Below are 19,719 nucleotides of genomic sequence, written 5' to 3' on the forward strand. Positions count from 1 at the left end.
GCGGTCTTCCGCAGCAGCGCGTTCACCGTCCGCCGGATGGGGTTGGGCATGGCGCGTGTCCGCTCGGGAAGCCGGGTTCAGAAGGCCGGGATGAGGATGCCGGCCAGCTCCTTCTCGATGTGGGCGCGGACCTCCGGCGACTGGAAGGATTCGACCAGCGGCTTGACCCAGGGCGCGTCCTTGTCCTGCTCGCGCACCACGATGATGTTGACGTTGGGGTTGTTCTCCTTGCGCTCCTGGGTGATGCCGTCGCGCGCCGCGTTCAGCCCGACCTGGGAACCGAAGCTGGAGATGACGGCGGCCGCGTCGACGTCCTGGTAGGAGCGCGCCAGCACCACGGACTTCGCCTCGACGATCTCCAGCTTGCGCGGATTCTCCTTGATGTCGGCCAGCGTCGCGGTCTCGTTGAAGGCGTCGAAGCCGTCGCGCAAGCTCAGCAGCCCCTCGTCGCGCAGCACGATCAGGGCGCGGCTCTCGTTGCTGGGATCGTCGGGGACGCCGACCTTGGCGCCGGTCGGCAGCTCCTTCAGCGACTTGTACTTCTTGGAATAGAAGGCGATCGGCGACAGGTAGGTGTTGGCGACGACGGCCAGCTTGTAGCCGCGCTGCCTGATCTGGTCGCGCAGGAAGGGGATGTGCTGGAAGGCGTTGGCCTGCAGCTCGCCGTCGTTCAGCGCCTCGTTGGGGCTGAGCGTGCCGGCGAGAACGACGGGCTCTATGAGCAGGCCGCGCGTCTTGCCGACCTTGGCGACGATCTCCCACAGCGGCTCGCTGATGCCGCCGCGGATGCCGACCTTCAGGTGGACCGGATCGGCGGCGTTGGCCGCACCGGCGCCCATCGTCACAAGCGCGGCGGTGACCAGGGCGCGCGCGGCGCGCGCGAAAAAGCAACTCAGCATCGGACGGAACGCTCCGGAATTCTCGGCCCGCGGGCCTGTCGGGTGGAGCCCGGCCCCGGCCGGGCTCGTCGTCGGGACGGGGCGCGGTCAGGCGCCCGCGGTCACAGTCTCGGCCGGCTGCCGGTGGGAAACGGTCGAGACGACCTCCTGCGGGTGGCGCAGCAGGTTCAGGATCGGGCAGGTCCGCTCGACCAGGGCGTGCAGCTCGGCGATCGCCTCGGCGCTGGCCGGGGAGACGATGTGGATGGTGTAGCGCAGATCCTGCGGGTAGACCGGGATGTGCTCGAAGCCCGGCTTGCCGCCGCGCGGGTCGAAGACGCCCTCGACCTCGACCTCCAGGCTGTCGAGCGGAACGCCCAGCTCGGTCGCCTGGATCAGGGTGATGTGGGTGACGCAGCTTCCGAGCACGCCGAGCTGAAGCTCCGGCGAGGTCGGGCCGAGGTTGTAGCCGGCATAGTCGGGAGCGGCGTCGCTGACGAGCTGGAAATCGCGGATGCGGATGCGGCGGATGCCGCTGCGGCCCTCGGCGCTGACCCGCGCGGAGAGCGGAGGCGGTGCGAAGTCGGGGTGCTGGATGCGCTCTTTGAGCGCACGGTGGGCGGCGCCCTTCTGGACCAGATACTCGTTGAGCGTGCTCATGGAATGGCGCCTTCCGGGAGGAGGAGGATGCTGGGGGCGCCTGCGGATCGCCGGACGGCGGCTTCGTGGCTTGGCAACCCTAATCACATCAACATAGAGAGGGTTTTGAATGATATTGTCAACTCAATAAGTAGATTTTAAAAAACGCTCCATTCTGTTGAATCCTCACGGTGACGGGCGCGCGGGCCCGGTCCGCTTCACCGTCACGGCGTCCAGCGCCTGGAGGATGTCCTCGCGGATGTCGGGCAGGTTCTCCAGCCCGATGGAGAGGCGGATCAGCCCGTCGCCGATGCCGTGGCGGGCGCGCTCCTCCGCGCTGTAGGCGGCGTGGGTCATGCTGGCCGGATGCTGGACGAGCGTCTCCGCGTCGCCCAGGCTGACCGCGCGGGTGGCGAGGACCAGACGGTTCATGAAGCGCACGCCGGCCTCCAGCCCGCCCTCCAGTTCGCAGGAGACGAGGCCGCCGAAGCCGCTCATCTGCCGCTTGGCGATGGCGTGGCCGGGGGAATCGGCGAGGCCGGGATAGCCGACCCGGCGCACCGCCGGGTGCGCCGCCAGCAGCTCGGCAATGGCGGCGGCCGAGGCGCTGTGGCGCTCCACGCGCAGTTCCAGCGTCTTCAGGCCGCGCAGCAGCAGGAAGGCGGTCAGCGGGGCGACGGTGGCGCCGGTCAGATAGCGCAGCCCGTGCGCGCGGACCCGGTCGAGGATCGCCTTCGGCCCGACCAGCACCCCGGCGATCAGGTCGCCGTGGCCGCCGAGGAATTTGGTCGCCGAATGGACGACAAGGTCGGCGCCATGCTCGATGGGGCGTTGCAGCACCGGGGTGGCGAAGGTGTTGTCGACCATCACCAGGGCGCCGGCCGCGTGCGCCAGCGCGCTGACCGCCGCGATGTCGACGATGCGCAGGTTGGGGTTGGCCGGCGTCTCGAAATGGATCAACGCCGGGCGCAGGGCGAGCGCGCGGGCGATGTCGTCGAGGTCGGTGAAGTCGGCCACCTCGACCCGGATGCCGAAGCGGGTCAGCCCGCGCGTGAACAGCGCGTAGCTGTTGCCGTAGAGCGTGTGGTCGATCACCACGAGGTCGCCGGCCGAGAGCAGTGTCCACAGCGTGGCCGAGATCGCCGCCATGCCCGACGCCACCGCCAGCCCGGCCTCGGCGCCCTCCAGGTCGGCGAGGCGCGCCTCCAGCAGCGCCTGCGTCGGGTTTTTGGTGCGGCCGTAGACGTAGCCCTCCTTCTCGCCGCGGAACAGGGCGGCGCCGTCCTCCGCCGTTTCGAAGGCGTAGGTCGAGGTCATGAAGACCGGCGGGGTCAGCGCGCCCTGTTCGCTCGCCGGGTCGTAGTTCAGGTGGATGGCGCGCGTGGACAGGCCGCTCCAGCGGGGGCGGTTGGATGGGGGAGAACTCATGATGCCGGATCCAGGGCGGCGGCGGTGTCGAGCACCTTGCCGGGGTTGAGGGTGTCGGCGGGGTCGAGGGCGCGCTTGACCAGCGCCATGACGCGGCGCTCGGCGGCGGAGCGGGAGAGCGGCAGATAGGCCTTGCGGTCGAGCCCGATGCCGTGCTCGGCCGACACCGATCCACCCAGCGCCGCGAGCGGCCGGTAGACGAGGTCGGCCGCCGCGCGCCCGTCCTCCGCCCCGTCCACCGGGGCGCCGGTGGCGACGATGACGTGCAGGTTGCCGTCGCCGAGATGGCCGAACGCCACCACGGCGCCCTCCGGCCAGCGCGCCGCCACCGTCCGTGCCAGACCGTCGACATAGCCGGGCATCGCCGGGATCGGCAGGCTGACGTCGAAGGCGGTGCGGGGCCCGAGCGGGCGCAGATGCTCCGACACCTCGTCGCGGATCGCCCAGAGCGCTGCGCGCTCGGCCTCCGAGCGGGCGACCACCGCGTCGAGCAGCAGGCCGCGTCCGAGCGCCCGCTCCAGCGCGGTGGCGAAGCGGCCGGCGTCGCCGTCCGGGTCGGCGCCCTCCCATTCCACCAGGACGTAGAAGGGGGCGCCGTGGGGCAGGGGCGGGCGCGGCCGGCCCGCCGGTTGGGTTGCCAGTCGGGTCGCCAGCGCGTAATAGGCCGGCCACATCGCCTCGAAGGAGCTGAGCGTCCCGTTGGACTCCGCCCGCATGGCCTGGAGAAAGCCGGTCATCGCGTCGAAGCCGGGCAGGGCGGCCAGCGCCGTGTGACGGGCGCGCGGCAGCGGATGCAGGCGCAGCACCGCGCGGGTGACGATTCCCAGGGTGCCCTCGGTGCCGATGAAGAGCTGCTTGAGGTCGAGGCCGGTGTTGTTCTTCAGCATGGCGTTCATCGACGACACCAAGGTGCCGTCAGCCAGCACCGCCTCTACGCCCAGCACGAGGTCGCGCATCATGCCGTAGCGGATGACCTTGTTGCCGCCGGCGTTGGTGGCGATGGCCCCGCCGACGGTGGCGGAGCCGCGCGAGCCGAGATCGAGCGCGAACAGCAGGCCATGCTCGGCGGCGTGTTGCTGGACGCTCTGGATCGTCGCGCCGGCCCCGACGGTGAGGGTTCCGGTGGTGGCGTCCAGCCCCTCGATGGCGGACAGCCGCTCCAGCGACAGGGCGATCTCCCCCGGCCCGGTGACGGTGCCGCCGACGAGGCCGGTCATGCCGGCCCGCGGCACCACCGGGTGCCCGGCCGCGTGGCAGAGGCTGAGGACCCGCGCGACCTCGGCGGTGGAGCGCGGCAGGACAACGGCCAGCGCCGCGCAGCCGGTCGCTTCGCGCGCCGACGCCGGCCGTCCGCGCGCGTCGGCGCCGGTCAGCACCGCGCCGGGGCCGAGCGCCGCGCGCAGGGCGTCGATGAGGGAACCCATGCCTCTCACCAGACCGTCAGGATCGAGCCGTGGAAGGTGTCGGCGACGAAGCGCTTCACCTCCGCCGAGCGGTAGGCGTCGACCAGCGGCGCCACCCAGGGCTTCTCCCCGTCCTGTCGGCGCACCACGAGCACCACATTGTATTTCGACTGCGGGCTCTCGCGGGCGATCGAATCGGTCAGCGGATTCAGCTTCGCCTCGATGGCGAAGTGGCTGGTGATGACGGCAGCGTCCAGCTCGTCGAGGACGCGCGGCAGCTGTGCGCCTTCCAGTTCGGCGATGGTGAGGCGCTTGGGATTCGCCTCGATGTCGAGCGGCGTCGAGGACACATCGCCGCCGCCCCGCAGCGTGATCAGACCGGACTCCTGCAACAGCAGCAGGGCGCGGCTGGCGTTGGTCGAGTCGTTGGGGATGCCGATCCGGGCCCCGGCGGGCAGATCGGCCAGCGCCTTGACCCGGCGCGAATAGGCGGCCATCGGCAGCAGGATGGTTTCGGCCACCGGCACCAGATCGTAGCCGGTGTTGCGCTTGTCGTATTGCAGATAGGGCAGGTGCTGGAAGGCGTTGGCCTGCAACTCGCCGGACGCGGTGACGGCGTTGATGGTGGCGCCGTCGGTGAATTCCAGGATCTTGAGGTCGAGCCCGCGCCCGGCGGCGACCTTGGCGACCGCTTCGAGGATCTGGGCGTGCGGGCCGGGGGTGACGCCGACCTTCAGCGTTTCGGCACCGGCCCCGGCGCTCCAGGCAAACCCGGTTGCGCCGGCCACGGCCAGCGCGAAGAACGATAACCGCATGTGTCTTTCCTTTTCTGCCGGACCGCTGCCGTGGCGCCGCGAGGGGCGGTCGACGCCCCCGCCCGACGCGCGGCGGAATTCGTGGAATAGCGACAATAAATATACTTGCATGATAGGAAATAAGCGCGCAACTGTGAAACGCGAGACTCGACCCCGATATATGGGCAGGAAGAAAATGGTGAATTCGGTGTTCCGCGACACGGGCACCTCGGTGTTCGAAACCATGTCGCGGCTGGCGGCCGGACATGGGGCGATCAACCTGGGGCAGGGCTTCCCGGAGGGCATCGAGGCGACGGAAGTCATCGCGGCGGCGGAACGCGCGTTGCACGCCGGCCCGCACCAATACCCGGCGACCTTGGGATTGCCGGTGCTGCGCCAAGCCGTCGCCGAGGCCAACCGCCGCTTCTGGAACATCGACGTCGATTGGGAAACGGAGGTTCTGGTCACCTCCGGCGCCACGGAGGCGCTGGCCGACTGCTTCTTCGGCCTGCTGGAGCCGGGCGACGAGGTGCTGGTCTTCCAGCCGGCCTACGACTGCTACGGCGTGCTGCTGCGGCGCGCCGGCGCCGTACCGGTGCCGGTGCGGCTGGAGCCGCCGCATTGGGAGCTGCCCCGGCAGCGCATCCTCGACGCGATCACCCCGCGCACGCGCGCCATCCTGCTGAACACGCCGATGAACCCCAACGGCAAGATCTTCAGCCGAGACGAGCTGTCCTTCCTGGCGGGGCTGCTGGAGCGGTACGATTTGATCGCCATCTGCGACGAGGTCTACGAACATCTGACCTTCGACGGGCAGGCCCATCGGCCGCTGCTGGCCTTGCCGGAGGCGCGCGACCGCTGCCTGCGCATCGGCTCGGCCGGCAAGACCTTCTCGGTGACCGGCTGGAAGGTCGGCTACGTCACCGGCGGCGCCAAGCTGCTGGGGCCGGTCTCGCGCGCCCATCAATACCTGACCTTCACCACCCCGCCGCACCTGCAAAGCGCCGTCGCCTTCGGGCTGGGCCTGGATGACGGGTATTTCCGGGGCTTGCAGGACACGCTGCAACGCCATCGCGACGTCCTGGCCGCCGGCTTGCGCGACCTCGGCTTCCGGGTGCTCGATTGCGCCAGCACCTATTTCCTGTGTGTCGACATCCGCGACCTCGACCGCGAGGGCGACGATTTCGCCTTCTGCCGCCGGCTGGTCGTTGAATCCGGCGTCGCCGCCGTGCCGGTCAGCAGCTTCTACGCCGAGCGCGACATGAACGCGCTGATCCGCCTCTGCTTCGCCAAGCCCCCGCCGCTGCTGCACGACGCCCTTGGCCGACTGGCCGACTGGCGGGAGCGTGCCGGCTTGGCGGCCTAGACAGAATCCATCCCGGTCCTTCATCGCTTGTTGGGGAAATTCCAACCATGTCCACTCCGTCCTTCTCCCGCCGAACCCTGTTGCGCACCGCTGGCATCGCCGGCGCCGGCCTGCCGCTCGGCGTTGCCGACTCGCGCTCCTTCGCGCAAAGCGCGGCGCCCAAGGGCAATCTCCGCATGCTGAAGCTCGCCTGGAGCCAAGGCTCCTCGGCACCCATGACGGCTGCCTGCGCCTGCCGACGTCAGTGCTGAAGACCGACAAGCCGGTGGTCCGCGCCCTGGTCGCGCTGATCGCCCATCTCCAGGCGTCACGGCGGTTGGCGGCGTAGCGGTTGCGGGCTTGGCATGCACCGCCCCGCTGGCGTGGGTGCATGCGGTGCTGCCGCGCATGGTCCGATCCGCCCCCGAGACAGCCTGGCGGGCGCCGTGCTCTGCCCGTCCGCCGTGATGGCCTGTCAGGCCGTCGTCGCGAAGAAGCGGTTCTCCGGGCGCCGCAGCCCGAGATGGTCGCGCAGCGTCGTCCCTTCATACTCGGTCCGGAAAAGGCCGCGGCGCTGGAGTTCCGGAACCACCCGGTCCACGAAGGCGTCGAGGCCTGCCGGCAGAAAGGGGAACATGATGTTGAAGCCGTCCGACCCTTCGGTCAGAAGCCATTCCTCCATCGCGTCGGCGATGGTCGCCGGGGTGCCGACAAAGGACAGCCCGCCATAGCCGCCGAGCCGTTGCGCCAGCTGGCGGACGCTCAGCCCCTCGCGGTGGGCGAGGTCGATGGCGCGCTGGCGGCCGCTCTTGCCGGCGTTGGTCTCGGGAATGTCCGGCAGCGGCCCGTCGGGGTCGAAGCCCGACACGTCGTGGCCGAGCGCGATCGACAGGGACGCGATGGCGCTGGCAGCGCAGATACTCCCGGAGCGGCCTCGCGGTCGCCGCGTTCCTACAGCTTGTAGGGCGAACGCCAGACGTCGTTGGTGTCGTCGAGCCGGTTCGCCTCTTCCGTCTCCAGCGTCCGCACCGGCCGCGCGGTGGCGGCGGCCAGTTCGCGCACGGCGAAGCGGGCGAGTCGTTCCCGTCAGAACCTCAACTCGCTGGTAAGCCATGACGTTTGCCGCTCGTTTGCAGACGCGTGATGACGCGATCCAGACAAACTTCAGTCACCAGCGCCAAGCCGGTAACGCGGCTCACACCGTAGGGACACTATGTTCCGGCCATCCAACCGGTCCCTTCATCACGCATCATGCCGCGCCATGGGTAATCGTTGCTGGGAATCCATAAGCGGAAATCCGCCGATGGATGGACGGTGATCAGCGGAGATCCGCCGATGGCATCTCCGTGTGGGGCCCACAGAAACAAGGCGCTTCAATGGTTTGTCCGTCGAACTGACGATGGCATGCCCCTTGCTCTCTTCCTGGTCAACCGTGGCGAAGGGCCGCGGATCACGACCCTGGGGAGAGAACGATGCTTCGCAAGAGCCTGCTTGCCGCCGCCATCGCAGCCGTCACGCTCGCCGCGCACGGCGCTTCGGCCGCCGATCTGGTGCGGCTCGGCAATTTGAAATTCGCCCATTACGGGGCCGTCTCCTACATGAAGGAGATCGCCGGCAAGTACGACCTGAAGATCGAAGAACGGGTGTTCCCCAAGGGTATCGACATCCTGCCCGCCATCGTCGCCGGCGAGATCGACGTGGCCGCCAGCGCGGTGGACGCCGCCATCGCCGGTCGCGCATCGGGCGTGCCCATCTACGCGGTGGCCGGCTTCGCCAAGGGCGGGGCGCGCATCGTCGCCAAGCCGGGTGCCGGGATCAAATCCATCGCCGACCTGAAGGGCAAGAAGGTCGCCACCCCGCGCGGCGGCGCGCAGGAACTGATTTTGCTGGCCGAACTGGCCAAGCACGGGCTGAGCTGGTCCGACCGCTCGGGCAAGGACGTGCAGATCGTCTACATGGCCTACGCCGACATGAATCAGGCCCTGCTCTCCGGCAACATCGACGCCATGTCGCAGTCGGAGCCGCAATCGAGCCAGGCGATCAACAAGGGCTTCGGCGTCGAGGTCATCAAGCCCTACGACACCGAGCTCGGCGAGCCGGTCCGATCGCTGGTCGTGACCGAGGAGTTCCACAACAAGAAGCCCGAGGTGGCCGAGCGCCTGATCCGCTGCTTCGTCGAGGCGACGGCGACCTTCATCGCCAACCCGGAGTTGGCTGAGAAGTACGTGCGCGAGCAGATGTTCAAGGGGCAGATCACCAGCCAGGACTTCAAGGACGCGATCGGCAATTCCCCCTACAGCTACGACCTCTCGGTCGCCCATGTGCAGGTTACGACCGACCTGATGCAGAAGTTCGGCGTCGGCCGGATGGACAACCCGCCCAAGGCGACGGAGTGGGTGAAGCTGGATCTGCTGGAGAGGGCCAAGGCCGCCGCCAAGCCCGATGGCGGCAAGACCGCCGACACCAAGACCAACTGAGGCCCGTCCGGTGCCGGAAAGGATCGCACATGTCCCGAGCCAAGTCCCCCTTCTCGCCCGCCGCCGTGCTGCGCGGCGCGCTCGTGCCCATGCTGGTCGTCGCCCTGTGGCAGGGGCTGTCCATGTCCGGGCTGATCAACCCGGTCGTTCTGCCCTCGCCGGTGGCGGTGGTGGAGCGCTGGTGGGCCTATCTGTTGCCTCCCGATCCCTATGATCCGGCGCAGGGAAGCTGGTTCCTATGGGCGCTGTCGGGCGAGATGCTGTTCGACGCCTGGTCCAGCCTGTACCGCGTGGTGCTGGGCTTCGCCGTCGGCGCGGGGCTGGCCCTGCCGCTGGGGCTGGCGATGGGCGGCAAGCCGCGCATCTACGCGCTGATGGATCCGCTGTTGCAGATTTTGCGGCCGATCCCGCCCATCGCCTACATCCCGCTGGCGATCCTGTGGTTCGGGCTGGGCAACGCGCCGGCCGTGTTCCTGATCGCCATCGGCGCCTTCTTCCCGGTCCTGATGAACACCATCGCCGGGGTGCGGCATGTGGACGGCATCTATCTGCGCGCCGCCCGCAACCTGGGGGTCGGCAGAACGACGATGTTCATCCGCGTCATCCTGCCGGCCGCGACCCCCTACATCCTGGCCGGCGCCCGCATCGGCATCGGCACCGCCTTCATCGTCGTGATCGTGTCGGAGATGATCGCGGTCAACTCCGGCCTCGGCTTCCGAATCCTGGAAGCGCGCGAGTTCATGTGGTCGGACAAGATCATCGCCGGGATGTTCACCATCGGCCTGCTGGGGCTGGCCATCGACATCGGCATGAACCGTCTCAACAACCATCTGCTGCGCTGGCATCGCGGGCTGGAAAACTGATCCTAGGGAGGAACGAAGGATGACGCCCATGCTGAAGACCATCGCCGACGGCCAGCCCGCCGCCTGGACCGGCGCCGGCACCGCTCCCGTCCAGATCAGCGTGCGCGGGGTGGAGAAGAGCTTCACCGCCGGCGCCCAGCCCATCGTGGCGCTGAAGGACATCGATCTCGACATCCGCAAGGGGGAGTTCGTCTGCCTGCTCGGTCCGTCGGGCTGCGGCAAGTCCACCCTGCTGAACGCCGTCGCCGGCTTCCAGCCGCCGACGCGCGGCACGGTCAATGTCGATGGCCGCCTCATCACCGAGCCCGGCCCCGACCGGGGCATGGTGTTCCAGGAATACGCCCTGTTTCCCTGGATGACGGTGGCGCAGAACGTCGCCTTCGGCCTCGAGATCAAGACGATGCCAAAGGCCGAGATCGCGGAGCGGGTCGAGTGGCTTCTGGGCAAGCTGCACCTTCAGGACTTCCGCAACCGCTATCCCAAGGATCTGTCGGGCGGCATGCGCCAGCGCGTCGCCATCGCCCGCGTGCTGGCGCTCGACAGCCCCATCCTGCTGATGGACGAGCCCTTCGGCGCGCTCGACGCGCTGACCCGCCGCACCTTGCAGGACGAGTTGCTGCGCATCTGGGAGGAGGTCGGCAAGACGATCCTCTTCGTCACCCACTCCATCGAGGAGAGCATCTATCTGGCCGACCGCATCATCGTGATGACCTACCGGCCGGGCACCATCAAACGTGACGTCCAGGTCGAGATGCCCCGCCCGCGCGATGCCTCGGCGCCGGAGTTCAACCGGTTGAAGCGCGAGCTGTCGCAGATGGTGATGGAGGAGCAGCAACGCTTCAGCCAGGACGAGATCCGCTCCGTCACGGCGGATTGACCGCGCGAAGGCCGGACCGGATGGCGCGCTCCCTCAGCGGGGCAGGAAGCGGGTCCGGTCCAGCCCATGGCGCGCCATCTTCTCGTTCAGCGTGCGGCGCGGGGTGTTGAGCGTCTCCATCACAGCCTTGATGTCGCCCTTGCAGCGTTCCAGCGCCTGCTCGATCGCCCGCTTCTCGAAGGCGTCCACCTGATCGGCAAGCGCGCGCGGGGAGCTGGCCTCGCTTCCGGCGGCGCGGCGGCGCAGCAGCCCTGCCACCCCGCCGCGCCCGACCGCCAGCGTGTGGCGTTCGGCGAGATTGCGCAGCTCGCGGACGTTGCCCGGCCAGTCGTGGGCCAACAGGGCGTCGATGTCGGCCGGCTCCAGGGGGCGGGGCTCACGGCCGTGGCGTTCGGCGAACTCGGTGGCGAAATAATCGAAGAGCAGCGGGATGTCGTCGCCGCGCGCCCGCAGCGGCGGAATGTGCAGCTCCGCCACGTTCAGCCGGTAATAGAGGTCGGCGCGGAATTTCCCCTCGTCGCTGAGGTCGAGCAGGTCGATTTTGGTGGCGGCGACCAGCCGAAGATCGATCGCGACCGATTTGTTGGAGCCGAGCCGTTCGATGGTCCGTTCCTGCAACGCGCGCAGCAGCTTGACCTGGATGGCGAGCGGCATGCTCTCGATCTCGTCTAGGAAGAGGGTGCCGCCGCTGGAATGCTCCAGCTTGCCGGCCCGGCGCTGGCTGGCGCCGGTGAAGGCGCCGGCCTCGTGCCCGAACAGCTCGCTCTCCGCCATGCTGTCGGGGATGGCGCCGCAATTGACCGGGACGAAGGCCCCCTTGGTGCGCGTGCCGAAATCATGCAGGCAGCGGGCGACCAGTTCCTTGCCGGTGCCGGTCTCGCCGTGGATCAGCACGCTGGCGCTGGTGGCGGCGAGATCCATCAGGTCACGCCGCAGTTCCGCCATGGCGGGGGAAGTGCCGACCAGCCGCGTCTCGATCCCGTCGCCGGCCGCGCGCAGGCGCAGGCCCCGGTTTTCCAGAACCAGCCGGCGTTTCTCCGCCGCCCGGCGGATCACCGCGACCAGATGATCCGGCTCGAACGGCTTCTCGATGAAGTCGTAGGCGCCGCGCCGCATCGCCTCCACCGCCAGCGTCACATCGCCGTGGCCAGTCACCAGGATCACCGGCAGGTCGGCGTCGCGCTCCAGGGCGCGCGCCAGGACCGCCATTCCGTCCATGCGCGGCATCCGCACGTCGGTGACCAGCACGCCTGGGAAGTCGGGCGACAGCCGGTCGAGTGCGGGCTGCGGCGTCGCGAACCCCTCGGCGGCGAAACCCGCCAATTGCAGCCATTGCACCACCGACAGACGCATGGCCATCTCGTCGTCGACGAACAGGACGGGGGCCGCCTGGGGATCGGTCCGCATCTCTAGATCTCCTCGGCGTCGGGAAGCAGAAGGATGAAGCAGGCGCCACCGTCCGGGTTGTTCTCCGCCCGCAGCGTGCCGCCGAAATCGCGCACGATGCCGTAGGACAGCGACAAGCCGAGGCCGAGGCCCTGGCCGACCTCCTTGGTGGTGAAGAAGGGGTCGAACAGCCGGGACCGGTGCGCCTCGGCGATGCCGGTGCCGCTGTCGCGGATGCGGATCTCCCACCCTTCCGCGACCGGACGGGCGGCGAGGTCGAGGCGGCGGTCGGCAACACCGTCCATGGCGTCGGCGGCGTTGCGCAGCAGATTGACGAAGACCTGCTCCAGCCGCACCGCGTCGCCGCGCACCCGTGCCCCGGCCGGGATCGCCTGGGTCACGTCGATCCCATCCTCGCGCAGACGGGATGCGAGCAGGGCCAGCGCGCGGTCCATGGCGCGGGCGACCGGCACCGCCTCGACCCGCGCCGGCCCCTTGCGGGCGAAATCCTTGAGGTGGCCGGACAGCACCGCCATCCGCTCCGCCAGATCGCCGATCATGGCGAGGTTGTCGCGCACCAGCCCGGTCTCTCCCCGTTCGGCCAGCAGGCGGGTGGAGGCGACGAAGGTGCGGATGGCGGCCAGCGGCTGGTTGATCTCATGGGCCAGCGCGGCCGACATCTGGCCGAGCGCCGCCAGCTTGCCGGCCTGGACCAACTCCTCCTGCGCCTCCCGCAGGACACGGTTGGCGGCGACCAGCTCGGCGGTCCGCTCCTCCACCCGGCGCTCCAGAGTGACGCGTGCCTCGCGCTGAACGCGCAGGGTCTGGCGGCGCTGATGTCCCAGGGCCAGGAACGCGGCGGCCAGCAGCACGCCCATGGCGGCGAGGATCGCGGCTCCGGTCGCCCGTGCCCGCACCGGTTCAGGGTCGGACAGGAAGCGGATGGTCCAGCCGAATTCCGGCAAGGGCCGTTCCTGCATCAGGAACGACCGCCGGCGGACTGGCCGCGTGTCGGGGTCGCCCTCGGACGGATCGTCGGGCAAGCTGACGAGACGCGCGCCGCTCTCCACCTCCGGCCCGTCCTGCAAGCCGAGCGCCGCCAGTTCCGTCCGGTCGTATTGCCGCGTCCGCGCCAGTCCTTCCCGCACCGGGCCGGGCAACGGGCGCAGGGCGCGGTACTTCCAATCAGGATGGCTGGACAGAAAGACGATGCCGTGGCCGTCGGTGACCAGCACCCGCTCGCCGCCGGCCGCCCAGTCGCGTTGCAACGGCTCCAGGTCGATCTTGACCACGGCGACGCCGATCAGTCGCCCGTCCAGCCGGATCGCCTGCGACAGGAAATAGCCAGGCAAGCCGGTGGTGACGCCGATCCCGAAATAGCGGCCGGCGCCTTCCTCCACCGCCTGCCGGAAATAAGGCCGGAAATCGTAGGTCTGGCCGACGAAGCTTTGCGCTGGATCGGCCCAATTGCTGGCTGCCAGTGCGACCCCCTTGCCGTCCACCACATAGAGCGCCGCCGAGCCGGCCGACAGGTTCGCCTGTTCCAGCCGCCGGTTCACCGCGTCCCGCCGGGCGTCGGTCGGTGTCTCGAGCAGGCCGAGAACCTCATGGTCGCGGGCGACCAGGACGGGAAGATAATCGTAGCGCCCGACGGCGTTGCGGATGCTGCTGGCGTAGAGCCCCAGGCGCTGGTCGCCGTTCTGCGCCAACTCGGCGCGCGCGCCGGTTTCCGCCCAGTGATAGGCCACCCAGCCGGTAAGCGCGGTGGCCGCCGCAAGCGTCAGGGCGATGAGCGCGATCCGGTGCCGCCTTGCGCCGCGTGGGTCAGGGGAGGTGGAGACGAAGGCCATCCCATGTCTATGCGGGCGACGTCCCGGACTGTCCAGCGCCGTGCTGCGGCCATCCCCGGTTTTCCGGCGGGCGGAGCCGCTCAGGGGGCCCGGGATGTGGCGCCGCGCCCGAGCGGACGAGCGCCTGGAGGGGGTGGCCGAGCACGGTCATCGAGATACGCGTCCATCCGGGCGCACCGGATGGACGCGTATCAAACGCTCGAAGCACCAAGTCAGGGCGACCGCTCGATCCCTGGAATGCCCATGATCTCTTCGGCCAGGAATTCCACCAGCAGCCTGACGCGCGAGACGCCGGCCCGTTCCGGCACGATCAGCATGTTGAGCGGCACGGAGGGCGGAGCGAGGTTCGGCAGGATGGTTTCGAGACGGCCATCGGCAAGGAGGTCGTCCACCAGCCAGATGTGGGCCGGGCCGACGCCGCGGCCGGCGAGATAGGCTTCGCGCGCGGCAAGCCCATGATCGGTCCGCAGGCGCCCCCCGAAGGACACGAGGTGGGTTTCGCCGTCCGGCCCCTCCAGCGTGAGCGCATCGCTGCCGGCGATGTTCGACATGCGGATGCCTTCGAGCCCCGCGAGCTCGTCCGGCTTCGTCGGCCTGGCATGCCGTGCCAGATAAGCGGGCGAGCCGACGAGGATGCGTCGGCTCGCCCCAAGCGTCCGCAGTTTCATCGAACTGTCGGCGAGCGGGCCGAGGCGGATGGCGATGTCCACGCCTTCACGCACGAGGTCGATGCGCTCGTCGGTCAGGCCGAGATCGATCGCGATTGCGGGGTGGCGGTCCTGAAAAGCGAAGATCAGCCGGCTGATGTGACGGACCCCAAGCGCGGCCGTGCAGGACACGCGCACCGTGCCGGCCGACGCTCCACTCCCCATGCGCGCTTCGTCGCCCGCCTGTTCGACGAGGCGCAGGATCCGCAGAGCCTTGGCGTAGTAGCGGTCGCCCTCGTCGGTGAGTGTGACGCGGCGCGTGGTTCGGCTGAACAGCGCGACTCCGAGCGCTTCTTCCAACTCGCGGATATGCCGCGTGACGCTCGACTGCCCGATGTTCATCTCGCGTGCAACGGCCGACAGGTTTCCGCGCTCGGCGACACGGACGAAGGTGCGCATGCGTTCGAGGGTAACGTTTGATTGATCCATCTTATGGCATTGTCCTATCCATTCCCAATCCATAGCGGATCAATGGTCGTGCGCCTAGCTTGCGGAACATCCCCTCCCAAGCGAACAGGTGCTCATCATGAATGTGTTGATGGTCTTCGCCCATCCCGAACCCCGTTCCCTCAACGCCGCCCTGCGCGACGTCGCGATCAGGGAATTGGAGACTCGGGGCCACGCGGTGCGGGTTTCGGACCTCTACGCCATGAACTGGAAAACCGCGGTGGATCGCGCCGACTTTCTCAACCTCGACGCCGACGGGCGTCTGAAGGTGGCGACCGCATCCAGCGAAGCCTTCATGGCCGGCGCGCTGACCGAGGACGTCAAGGTCGAGCAGGAAAAGCTGCTCTGGGCCGACACGCTGATCCTTCAGTTTCCGCTCTGGTGGTTCACCATGCCGGCGATCCTCAAGGGGTGGATCGACCGCGTTTACGCCTATGGCTTCGCCTATGGCGTCGGCGAGCACAGCGACCGGCGCTGGGGCGACCGCTACGGGGAGGGGCGCCTCGCCGGCAAGCGCGCGATGCTGATCGTGACGACAGGCGGCTGGGCCGAGCACTATTCGCCGCGCGGCATCAACGGCCCGATCGACGATCTGCTGTTCCCCATCAACCACGGCATCCTGCACTATCCGGGATACGACGTGCTGCCGCCTTTCGTCACCTACCGGGTGGATCGTCTCGACGAAGCCGGGTTCGCGCAGACGGCGGAACGCTTGCGCGAGCGGATGCGCACGCTCGACACCACGCCGCCGATTCCCTTCCGCCGCCAGAACGGTGGAGAATATCTGATTCCGAGTCTTCAGCTTCGCCCCGATCTGGGGAGTGCCGAAGCGACCGGCTTCTCGCTGCATCGGGATGAACGGAGTCCTTCGGAAAGCGGCTCCGGGAACGGGTGATGCGGACGTGACCTGCGCCAGCGTTCGGAGGTTCCGCGAAATGCCGTGCCGCGTCCGAGCGCTTGATGCGGAAGGGGCCGGAGGGTGTGGGCCGTGCAGCGCGCAACGGCGAGCCTGTCGCGCGGAGCGGCAACCTCCGGACCTGGATCGTCCGTCGACGCGCCGCCGGAGCGTGCCGCTTGCGTCGGGTTGGCGGCGCGGGGGGATTCGGTGGCGCGCGCAATCCGTCGCGCCCCCAGCAGAACCCGGTGTCGCTGAACGGGGTTTGAAACCGCGCATCGGCCGGATGCGGCCTCGGCTTCCCGCGTCCGCACTTTCGGTGGAAGACTCCCGCCAAGAGCCCTTCCCTGGCTGCTCGACAACTGACCGTACGCTTTCCCACACCGGAACCGATAAAGCAGTGCCAGCATCAATCCGATATGTTGGCTGAATGATTTTCATATTACCAATTGATTATGCAGACATATTATCTTTTAAAGATGCGTTGCCGGTCACGCGCTTGATTGTGCTTTGGGTGCGTTGTAAGAATTTGTACTGCGTCCGATTGGTGGTTCAGCATCCGGCGCCCGCTCTTTCACATCCCGGCCGACCGTTCGTGATGCATATATCCAACACCACCGTCACCCGCCGAACCATGCTGATGCTGCTCGCCGGCGCCCTGGCGCTGCTGGGAATCGTCACGATGTCGGGATGGCTGGCGGAAAGCACGCGGCAATACTCCCAGGCGGTGGGGCGGATGACCGCCATACGGGTTGCCGCCGGCACCCTTCTCAGCCAGTTGCAGGACGCCGAGATCGGGCAGCGCGGCTATCTGCTCACCGGGGACCGCCAGTATCTCAAGCCCTACGAAGCGGCCACCACGGCGGTGGACGACACGATCGCCCGCCTGCACGGCTTCGCCGAGGGGGAGGACGCCGTCGCGTCGGACATCCTCGACCGTCTCGCCGTGCTCGCGACGGCAAAGCGGACGGAATTGGCGGAAACCATCGCCTTGATGGAGACCGGGCGCCGGGACGAGGCCCTGGCCGTCGTGCGCACCGGCCGCGGAATGAGGTTGATGGACGAGGCCCGGCAGGCGCTTGCCGACCTGATCACTCCGGCCGATGCCCAACTCGCCGCCCAGCTCGCCGCCATGAACGGGCAGGCCAGGATGTCGCGCTGGGTGGCGGCGCTTGGCGGTCTGTTCATCCTGCTTGTCGTGGGCGGGGCCGTGTGGATCGTGCTGCGCTACACCCGCGACCTCGTGCAGGCGCAGCACGCGATCCAGGCGCTCAACGATTCCCTGGAACAGCGGGTGGCGGAGCGCACCGTGGAGTTGCAGCGGGCCAACGATGAGATCCAGCGCTTCGCCTACATCGTCAGCCACGACCTGCGCGCGCCTCTGGTGAACGTGATGGGCTTCACCAGCGAGTTCGACAGCGGGCTGGCGAGCGTCCGCGCCCATCTCGACCGCCAGCCGCCCGACGGGGACGACGCGGCGGCGGCCGAGGCCCGCCGGGCGGCGACCGAGGACATGCCGGAGGCCATCGACTTCATCCGCGCCTCGACGAGCAAGATGGACCGCCTGATCAACGCCATCCTCGCCCTGTCCCGCCAGGGGCGCCGAACGCTGGTCCCGGAAGCCGTCTCGATGCAGTCCCTGCTGGAGAACGCGCTGGCCAGCGTCCGCCACCAAGCCGGCGAGTTGGGGTGCGCCATGGACATCGCCGGCCCTCTGCCATCGTTGGTGTCCGACCGGCTCGCGCTGGAGCAGGTCTTCGGGAACCTGATCGACAACGCGGTCAAGTATCTCGATCCTGCCCGGCCCGGCCGGATCACCATCCGCGGACGGGCCGAGGGAAACCGTCTCCTTTTCGAGGTCGTCGACAACGGGCGCGGAATCATGCCGCAAGACCATCAGCGAATCTTCGAGCTGTTCCGCCGCTCCGGCGCGCAGGACCGCCCCGGCGAGGGGATCGGGCTCGCCTACGTGCGGACGCTGGTCCGGCGCCTGCAAGGCGACGTCACCGTCGATTCGGTTCCTGGACAGGGCAGTGTCTTTCGCATAAGCCTTCCCAAAACCCTGACCCTGTCCCCGGAGACGCCGGCTCATGAAGCGTGACCCCCAGACGGTGTGCATCGTCATGATCGAGGACGACGAGGGTCATGCCCGGCTGATCGAGAAGAACATCCGCCGGGCCGGCGTGACCAACGAGATCCTCCCCTTCACCGACGGGACCAGCGCGCTCGCCCATCTGTTCGGTCCGGACGGAACCGGCGAGGCCAGCGCCGGGCGGGCGTTTCTCATCCTGCTCGACCTGAACCTGCCGGACATGACAGGGGTCGACATCCTCGCCAGGGTGAAGACGAACCCCTACACCAAGCGCTTTCCCGTCGTGGTGCTGACGACCACCGACGACCGCCAGGAAATCCAGCGCTGCTACGACCTCGGCGCGAACGTCTACATCACCAAGCCGGTGAACTACGAAAGCTTCGCCAACGCGATCCGGCAACTCGGGCTGTTCTTCTCCGTCATCCAGATTCCCGAGGCGGAGGGATGACGGAGCCCGGCGTCCGCATCCTCTACATCGACGACGACCTCGCCCTGGCGCGGCTGGTGCAGCGGCGGCTTGGACGGCGCGGTTACACGGTGGAGTGCGCGGCGGACGGCGAGGCGGGGCTGGCGCGGCTGGCGCAGGGCGGCATCGCCGTGGTCGGGCTGGACCACGAGATGCCGGGGGCGACCGGGCTGGACATCCTGCCGATCCTGCTCGACCGGGCCGACGCGCCGCCGGTCGTCTACGTCACAGGGGCCGGCGACACGCGCGTCGCCGTCGCGGCGCTGAAGGCGGGGGCGGCCGACTATGTTCCCAAGGAGGTCGGCGACGGCTTCTTCGACCTGCTGACGGCGGCGATCGACCAAGCCCTGGAGAAGGCCCGCTTGCGCCGGGAGCACGAACGGGCGGAGCAGGAGGTGCGCGCCGCGCGCGACCGGGCCGAGTTGCTGCTGCGGGAGGTCAACCACCGGGTCGCCAACAGCCTGGCCCTGGTGGCGGCGTTCGTGCAGATGCAGAAGTCATCCCTGTCCGATTCCGAGGCCCGCGCCGCGCTGGGGGAAACCCAGGCGCGGATTGCCGCGATCGCCGGCATTCATCGGAGCCTCTACACCTCCGGCGAGGTCCGCTCCGTCCGGATCGATGCCTATCTGCAAACGCTGTTGGCCGAGATGCACACCGCCATGGCCTCGCACCGGCCGGACATGTTTGCCGTCACCGCCGACGCGATCCTGGTGCCGACCGACACGGCGGTGTCCCTGGCGGTGATCGTCACCGAGCTGGTCACCAACGCCTGCAAATACGCCTATCCCGAAGGCCGGTCCGGCAGCATCCGCGTCCGGGCGGAGACCGCCGGGGGGCAGCTCTCGGTGAGCGTGGAGGATGACGGGATCGGCTTTCCGGGTGGCGGCGCGCCGCAGGGAACCGGTTTGGGCACCCGCATCGTCCAGGCCATGGCGACCAGCCTGGGCGCCATGCTGCATCATGACCGTCAGCACGCCGGCACCCGGGTGACGTTGACGATGCCCCTGCAACCGCTGTGACGGTCGAATCGGGCGGATTTCCTGAATCACCCCGGTACGATGGGCCTTGAAAAGCGGAGTTCCAGCGGGTTGCGCCACCAGATGCCCCACCGAAGCCGGTGTCGTGGGCTGAAGCGTATCCCGAAGGCCGCCGAGTTCGCCGCCCCGGAATGG

General features: G+C 68.7%; 18 protein-coding genes. 9 read left to right on the forward strand and 9 right to left on the reverse strand.

Annotated elements, in window-relative coordinates; translation table 11 throughout:
- Positions 1–77: 77 nt before the first annotated feature.
- The 5 genes from J2847_RS18600 to J2847_RS18620 form a co-directional block, all read right to left on the reverse strand.
- Positions 78–899 carry a MetQ/NlpA family lipoprotein gene (locus J2847_RS18600; protein WP_209780378.1) on the reverse strand — a complete coding sequence of 274 codons (822 nt, stop codon included), beginning with the start codon at positions 897–899 and terminating at the stop codon, positions 78–80.
- Positions 900–986: 87 nt separating this feature from the next.
- Complete coding sequence (locus J2847_RS18605; RefSeq protein WP_209780379.1) at positions 987–1,538, reverse strand: OsmC family protein; 552 nt, start codon at positions 1,536–1,538, stop codon at positions 987–989.
- Between the two features lie 165 nt (positions 1,539–1,703).
- Positions 1,704–2,945 carry a trans-sulfuration enzyme family protein gene (locus tag J2847_RS18610; protein WP_209780380.1) on the reverse strand — a complete coding sequence of 414 codons (1,242 nt, stop codon included), beginning with the start codon at positions 2,943–2,945 and terminating at the stop codon, positions 1,704–1,706.
- Positions 2,942–4,369 carry an FAD-binding oxidoreductase gene (locus J2847_RS18615; RefSeq protein ID WP_209780381.1) on the reverse strand — a complete coding sequence of 476 codons (1,428 nt, stop codon included), beginning with the start codon at positions 4,367–4,369 and terminating at the stop codon, positions 2,942–2,944. The genes J2847_RS18610 and J2847_RS18615 overlap by 4 nt, the downstream gene beginning before the upstream one ends.
- A gap of 5 nt (positions 4,370–4,374) precedes the next feature.
- Positions 4,375–5,163: a MetQ/NlpA family ABC transporter substrate-binding protein gene (locus tag J2847_RS18620; RefSeq protein ID WP_209780382.1), complete on the reverse strand. Its 789-nt coding sequence runs from the start codon at positions 5,161–5,163 to the stop codon at positions 4,375–4,377.
- Between the two features lie 175 nt (positions 5,164–5,338).
- On the opposite strand from J2847_RS18620, the gene J2847_RS18625 reads away from it, so the two are divergent.
- Together J2847_RS18625 and J2847_RS18630 are read left to right on the forward strand one after the other, a co-directional pair.
- On the forward strand, positions 5,339–6,508 hold the full coding sequence (locus tag J2847_RS18625; protein WP_209780383.1) for an aminotransferase: 1,170 nt from the start codon (positions 5,339–5,341) through the stop codon (positions 6,506–6,508).
- A gap of 47 nt (positions 6,509–6,555) precedes the next feature.
- On the forward strand, positions 6,556–6,759 hold the full coding sequence (locus tag J2847_RS18630) for a hypothetical protein (RefSeq protein WP_209780384.1): 204 nt from the start codon (positions 6,556–6,558) through the stop codon (positions 6,757–6,759).
- 203 nt (positions 6,760–6,962) lie between these two features.
- On the opposite strand, the gene J2847_RS18635 is transcribed toward J2847_RS18630, so the two are convergent.
- Entirely contained in the window at positions 6,963–7,355 is a 393-nt protein-coding gene (locus J2847_RS18635) for an LLM class oxidoreductase (RefSeq protein ID WP_233474617.1), read from the reverse strand.
- A 604-nt stretch (positions 7,356–7,959) separates the two neighbouring features.
- Here J2847_RS18635 and J2847_RS18640 point away from each other — a divergent pair.
- The 3 genes from J2847_RS18640 to J2847_RS18650 are packed head-to-tail and all read left to right on the forward strand — an operon-like array spanning position 7,960 to position 10,704.
- The gene (locus J2847_RS18640) at positions 7,960–8,964 is read left to right on the forward strand and encodes an ABC transporter substrate-binding protein (RefSeq protein ID WP_209780385.1); all 1,005 of its coding nucleotides are present in this window, start codon (positions 7,960–7,962) and stop codon (positions 8,962–8,964) included.
- A 29-nt stretch (positions 8,965–8,993) separates the two neighbouring features.
- Positions 8,994–9,827, forward strand: coding sequence for an ABC transporter permease (locus J2847_RS18645; protein ID WP_209780386.1), 834 nt, complete (start codon positions 8,994–8,996; stop codon positions 9,825–9,827).
- Positions 9,828–9,855: 28 nt separating this feature from the next.
- A complete protein-coding gene (locus tag J2847_RS18650; RefSeq protein ID WP_233474618.1) occupies positions 9,856–10,704 on the forward strand; it encodes an ABC transporter ATP-binding protein in 849 nt (282 codons plus the stop codon).
- 33 nt (positions 10,705–10,737) lie between these two features.
- Here the strand turns inward: J2847_RS18650 and J2847_RS18655 are convergent, their stop codons facing one another.
- From J2847_RS18655 to J2847_RS18665, 3 genes are all read right to left on the reverse strand, one after another.
- Positions 10,738–12,111, reverse strand: coding sequence for a sigma-54-dependent transcriptional regulator (locus J2847_RS18655; protein ID WP_209780388.1), 1,374 nt, complete (start codon positions 12,109–12,111; stop codon positions 10,738–10,740).
- Between the two features lie 2 nt (positions 12,112–12,113).
- Positions 12,114–13,940, reverse strand: a complete 1,827-nt coding sequence (locus J2847_RS18660; protein ID WP_209780389.1) for a sensor histidine kinase — start codon at positions 13,938–13,940, stop codon at positions 12,114–12,116.
- A gap of 212 nt (positions 13,941–14,152) precedes the next feature.
- Entirely contained in the window at positions 14,153–15,076 is a 924-nt protein-coding gene (locus J2847_RS18665; RefSeq protein ID WP_209780390.1) for a LysR family transcriptional regulator, read from the reverse strand.
- 109 nt (positions 15,077–15,185) lie between these two features.
- Here J2847_RS18665 and J2847_RS18670 point away from each other — a divergent pair, with 109 nt between their 5' ends.
- The 4 genes from J2847_RS18670 to J2847_RS18685 all read left to right on the forward strand — a co-directional run bounded on the left by J2847_RS18670 (position 15,186) and on the right by J2847_RS18685 (position 19,566).
- A complete protein-coding gene (locus tag J2847_RS18670) occupies positions 15,186–15,989 on the forward strand; it encodes an NAD(P)H-dependent oxidoreductase (protein WP_411800602.1) in 804 nt (267 codons plus the stop codon).
- Positions 15,990–16,587: 598 nt separating this feature from the next.
- Positions 16,588–18,090, forward strand: coding sequence for a sensor histidine kinase (locus tag J2847_RS18675; RefSeq protein ID WP_209780392.1), 1,503 nt, complete (start codon positions 16,588–16,590; stop codon positions 18,088–18,090).
- Entirely contained in the window at positions 18,080–18,529 is a 450-nt protein-coding gene (locus J2847_RS18680; RefSeq protein ID WP_209780393.1) for a response regulator, read from the forward strand. The genes J2847_RS18675 and J2847_RS18680 overlap by 11 nt, the downstream gene beginning before the upstream one ends.
- Positions 18,526–19,566, forward strand: a complete 1,041-nt coding sequence (locus J2847_RS18685) for a sensor histidine kinase (RefSeq protein WP_209780394.1) — start codon at positions 18,526–18,528, stop codon at positions 19,564–19,566. The genes J2847_RS18680 and J2847_RS18685 overlap by 4 nt, the downstream gene beginning before the upstream one ends.
- Positions 19,567–19,719 lie beyond the last annotated feature (153 nt).

It is taken from the genome of Azospirillum agricola (genome assembly GCF_017876095.1).
Classification (GTDB): domain Bacteria; phylum Pseudomonadota; class Alphaproteobacteria; order Azospirillales; family Azospirillaceae; genus Azospirillum; species Azospirillum agricola.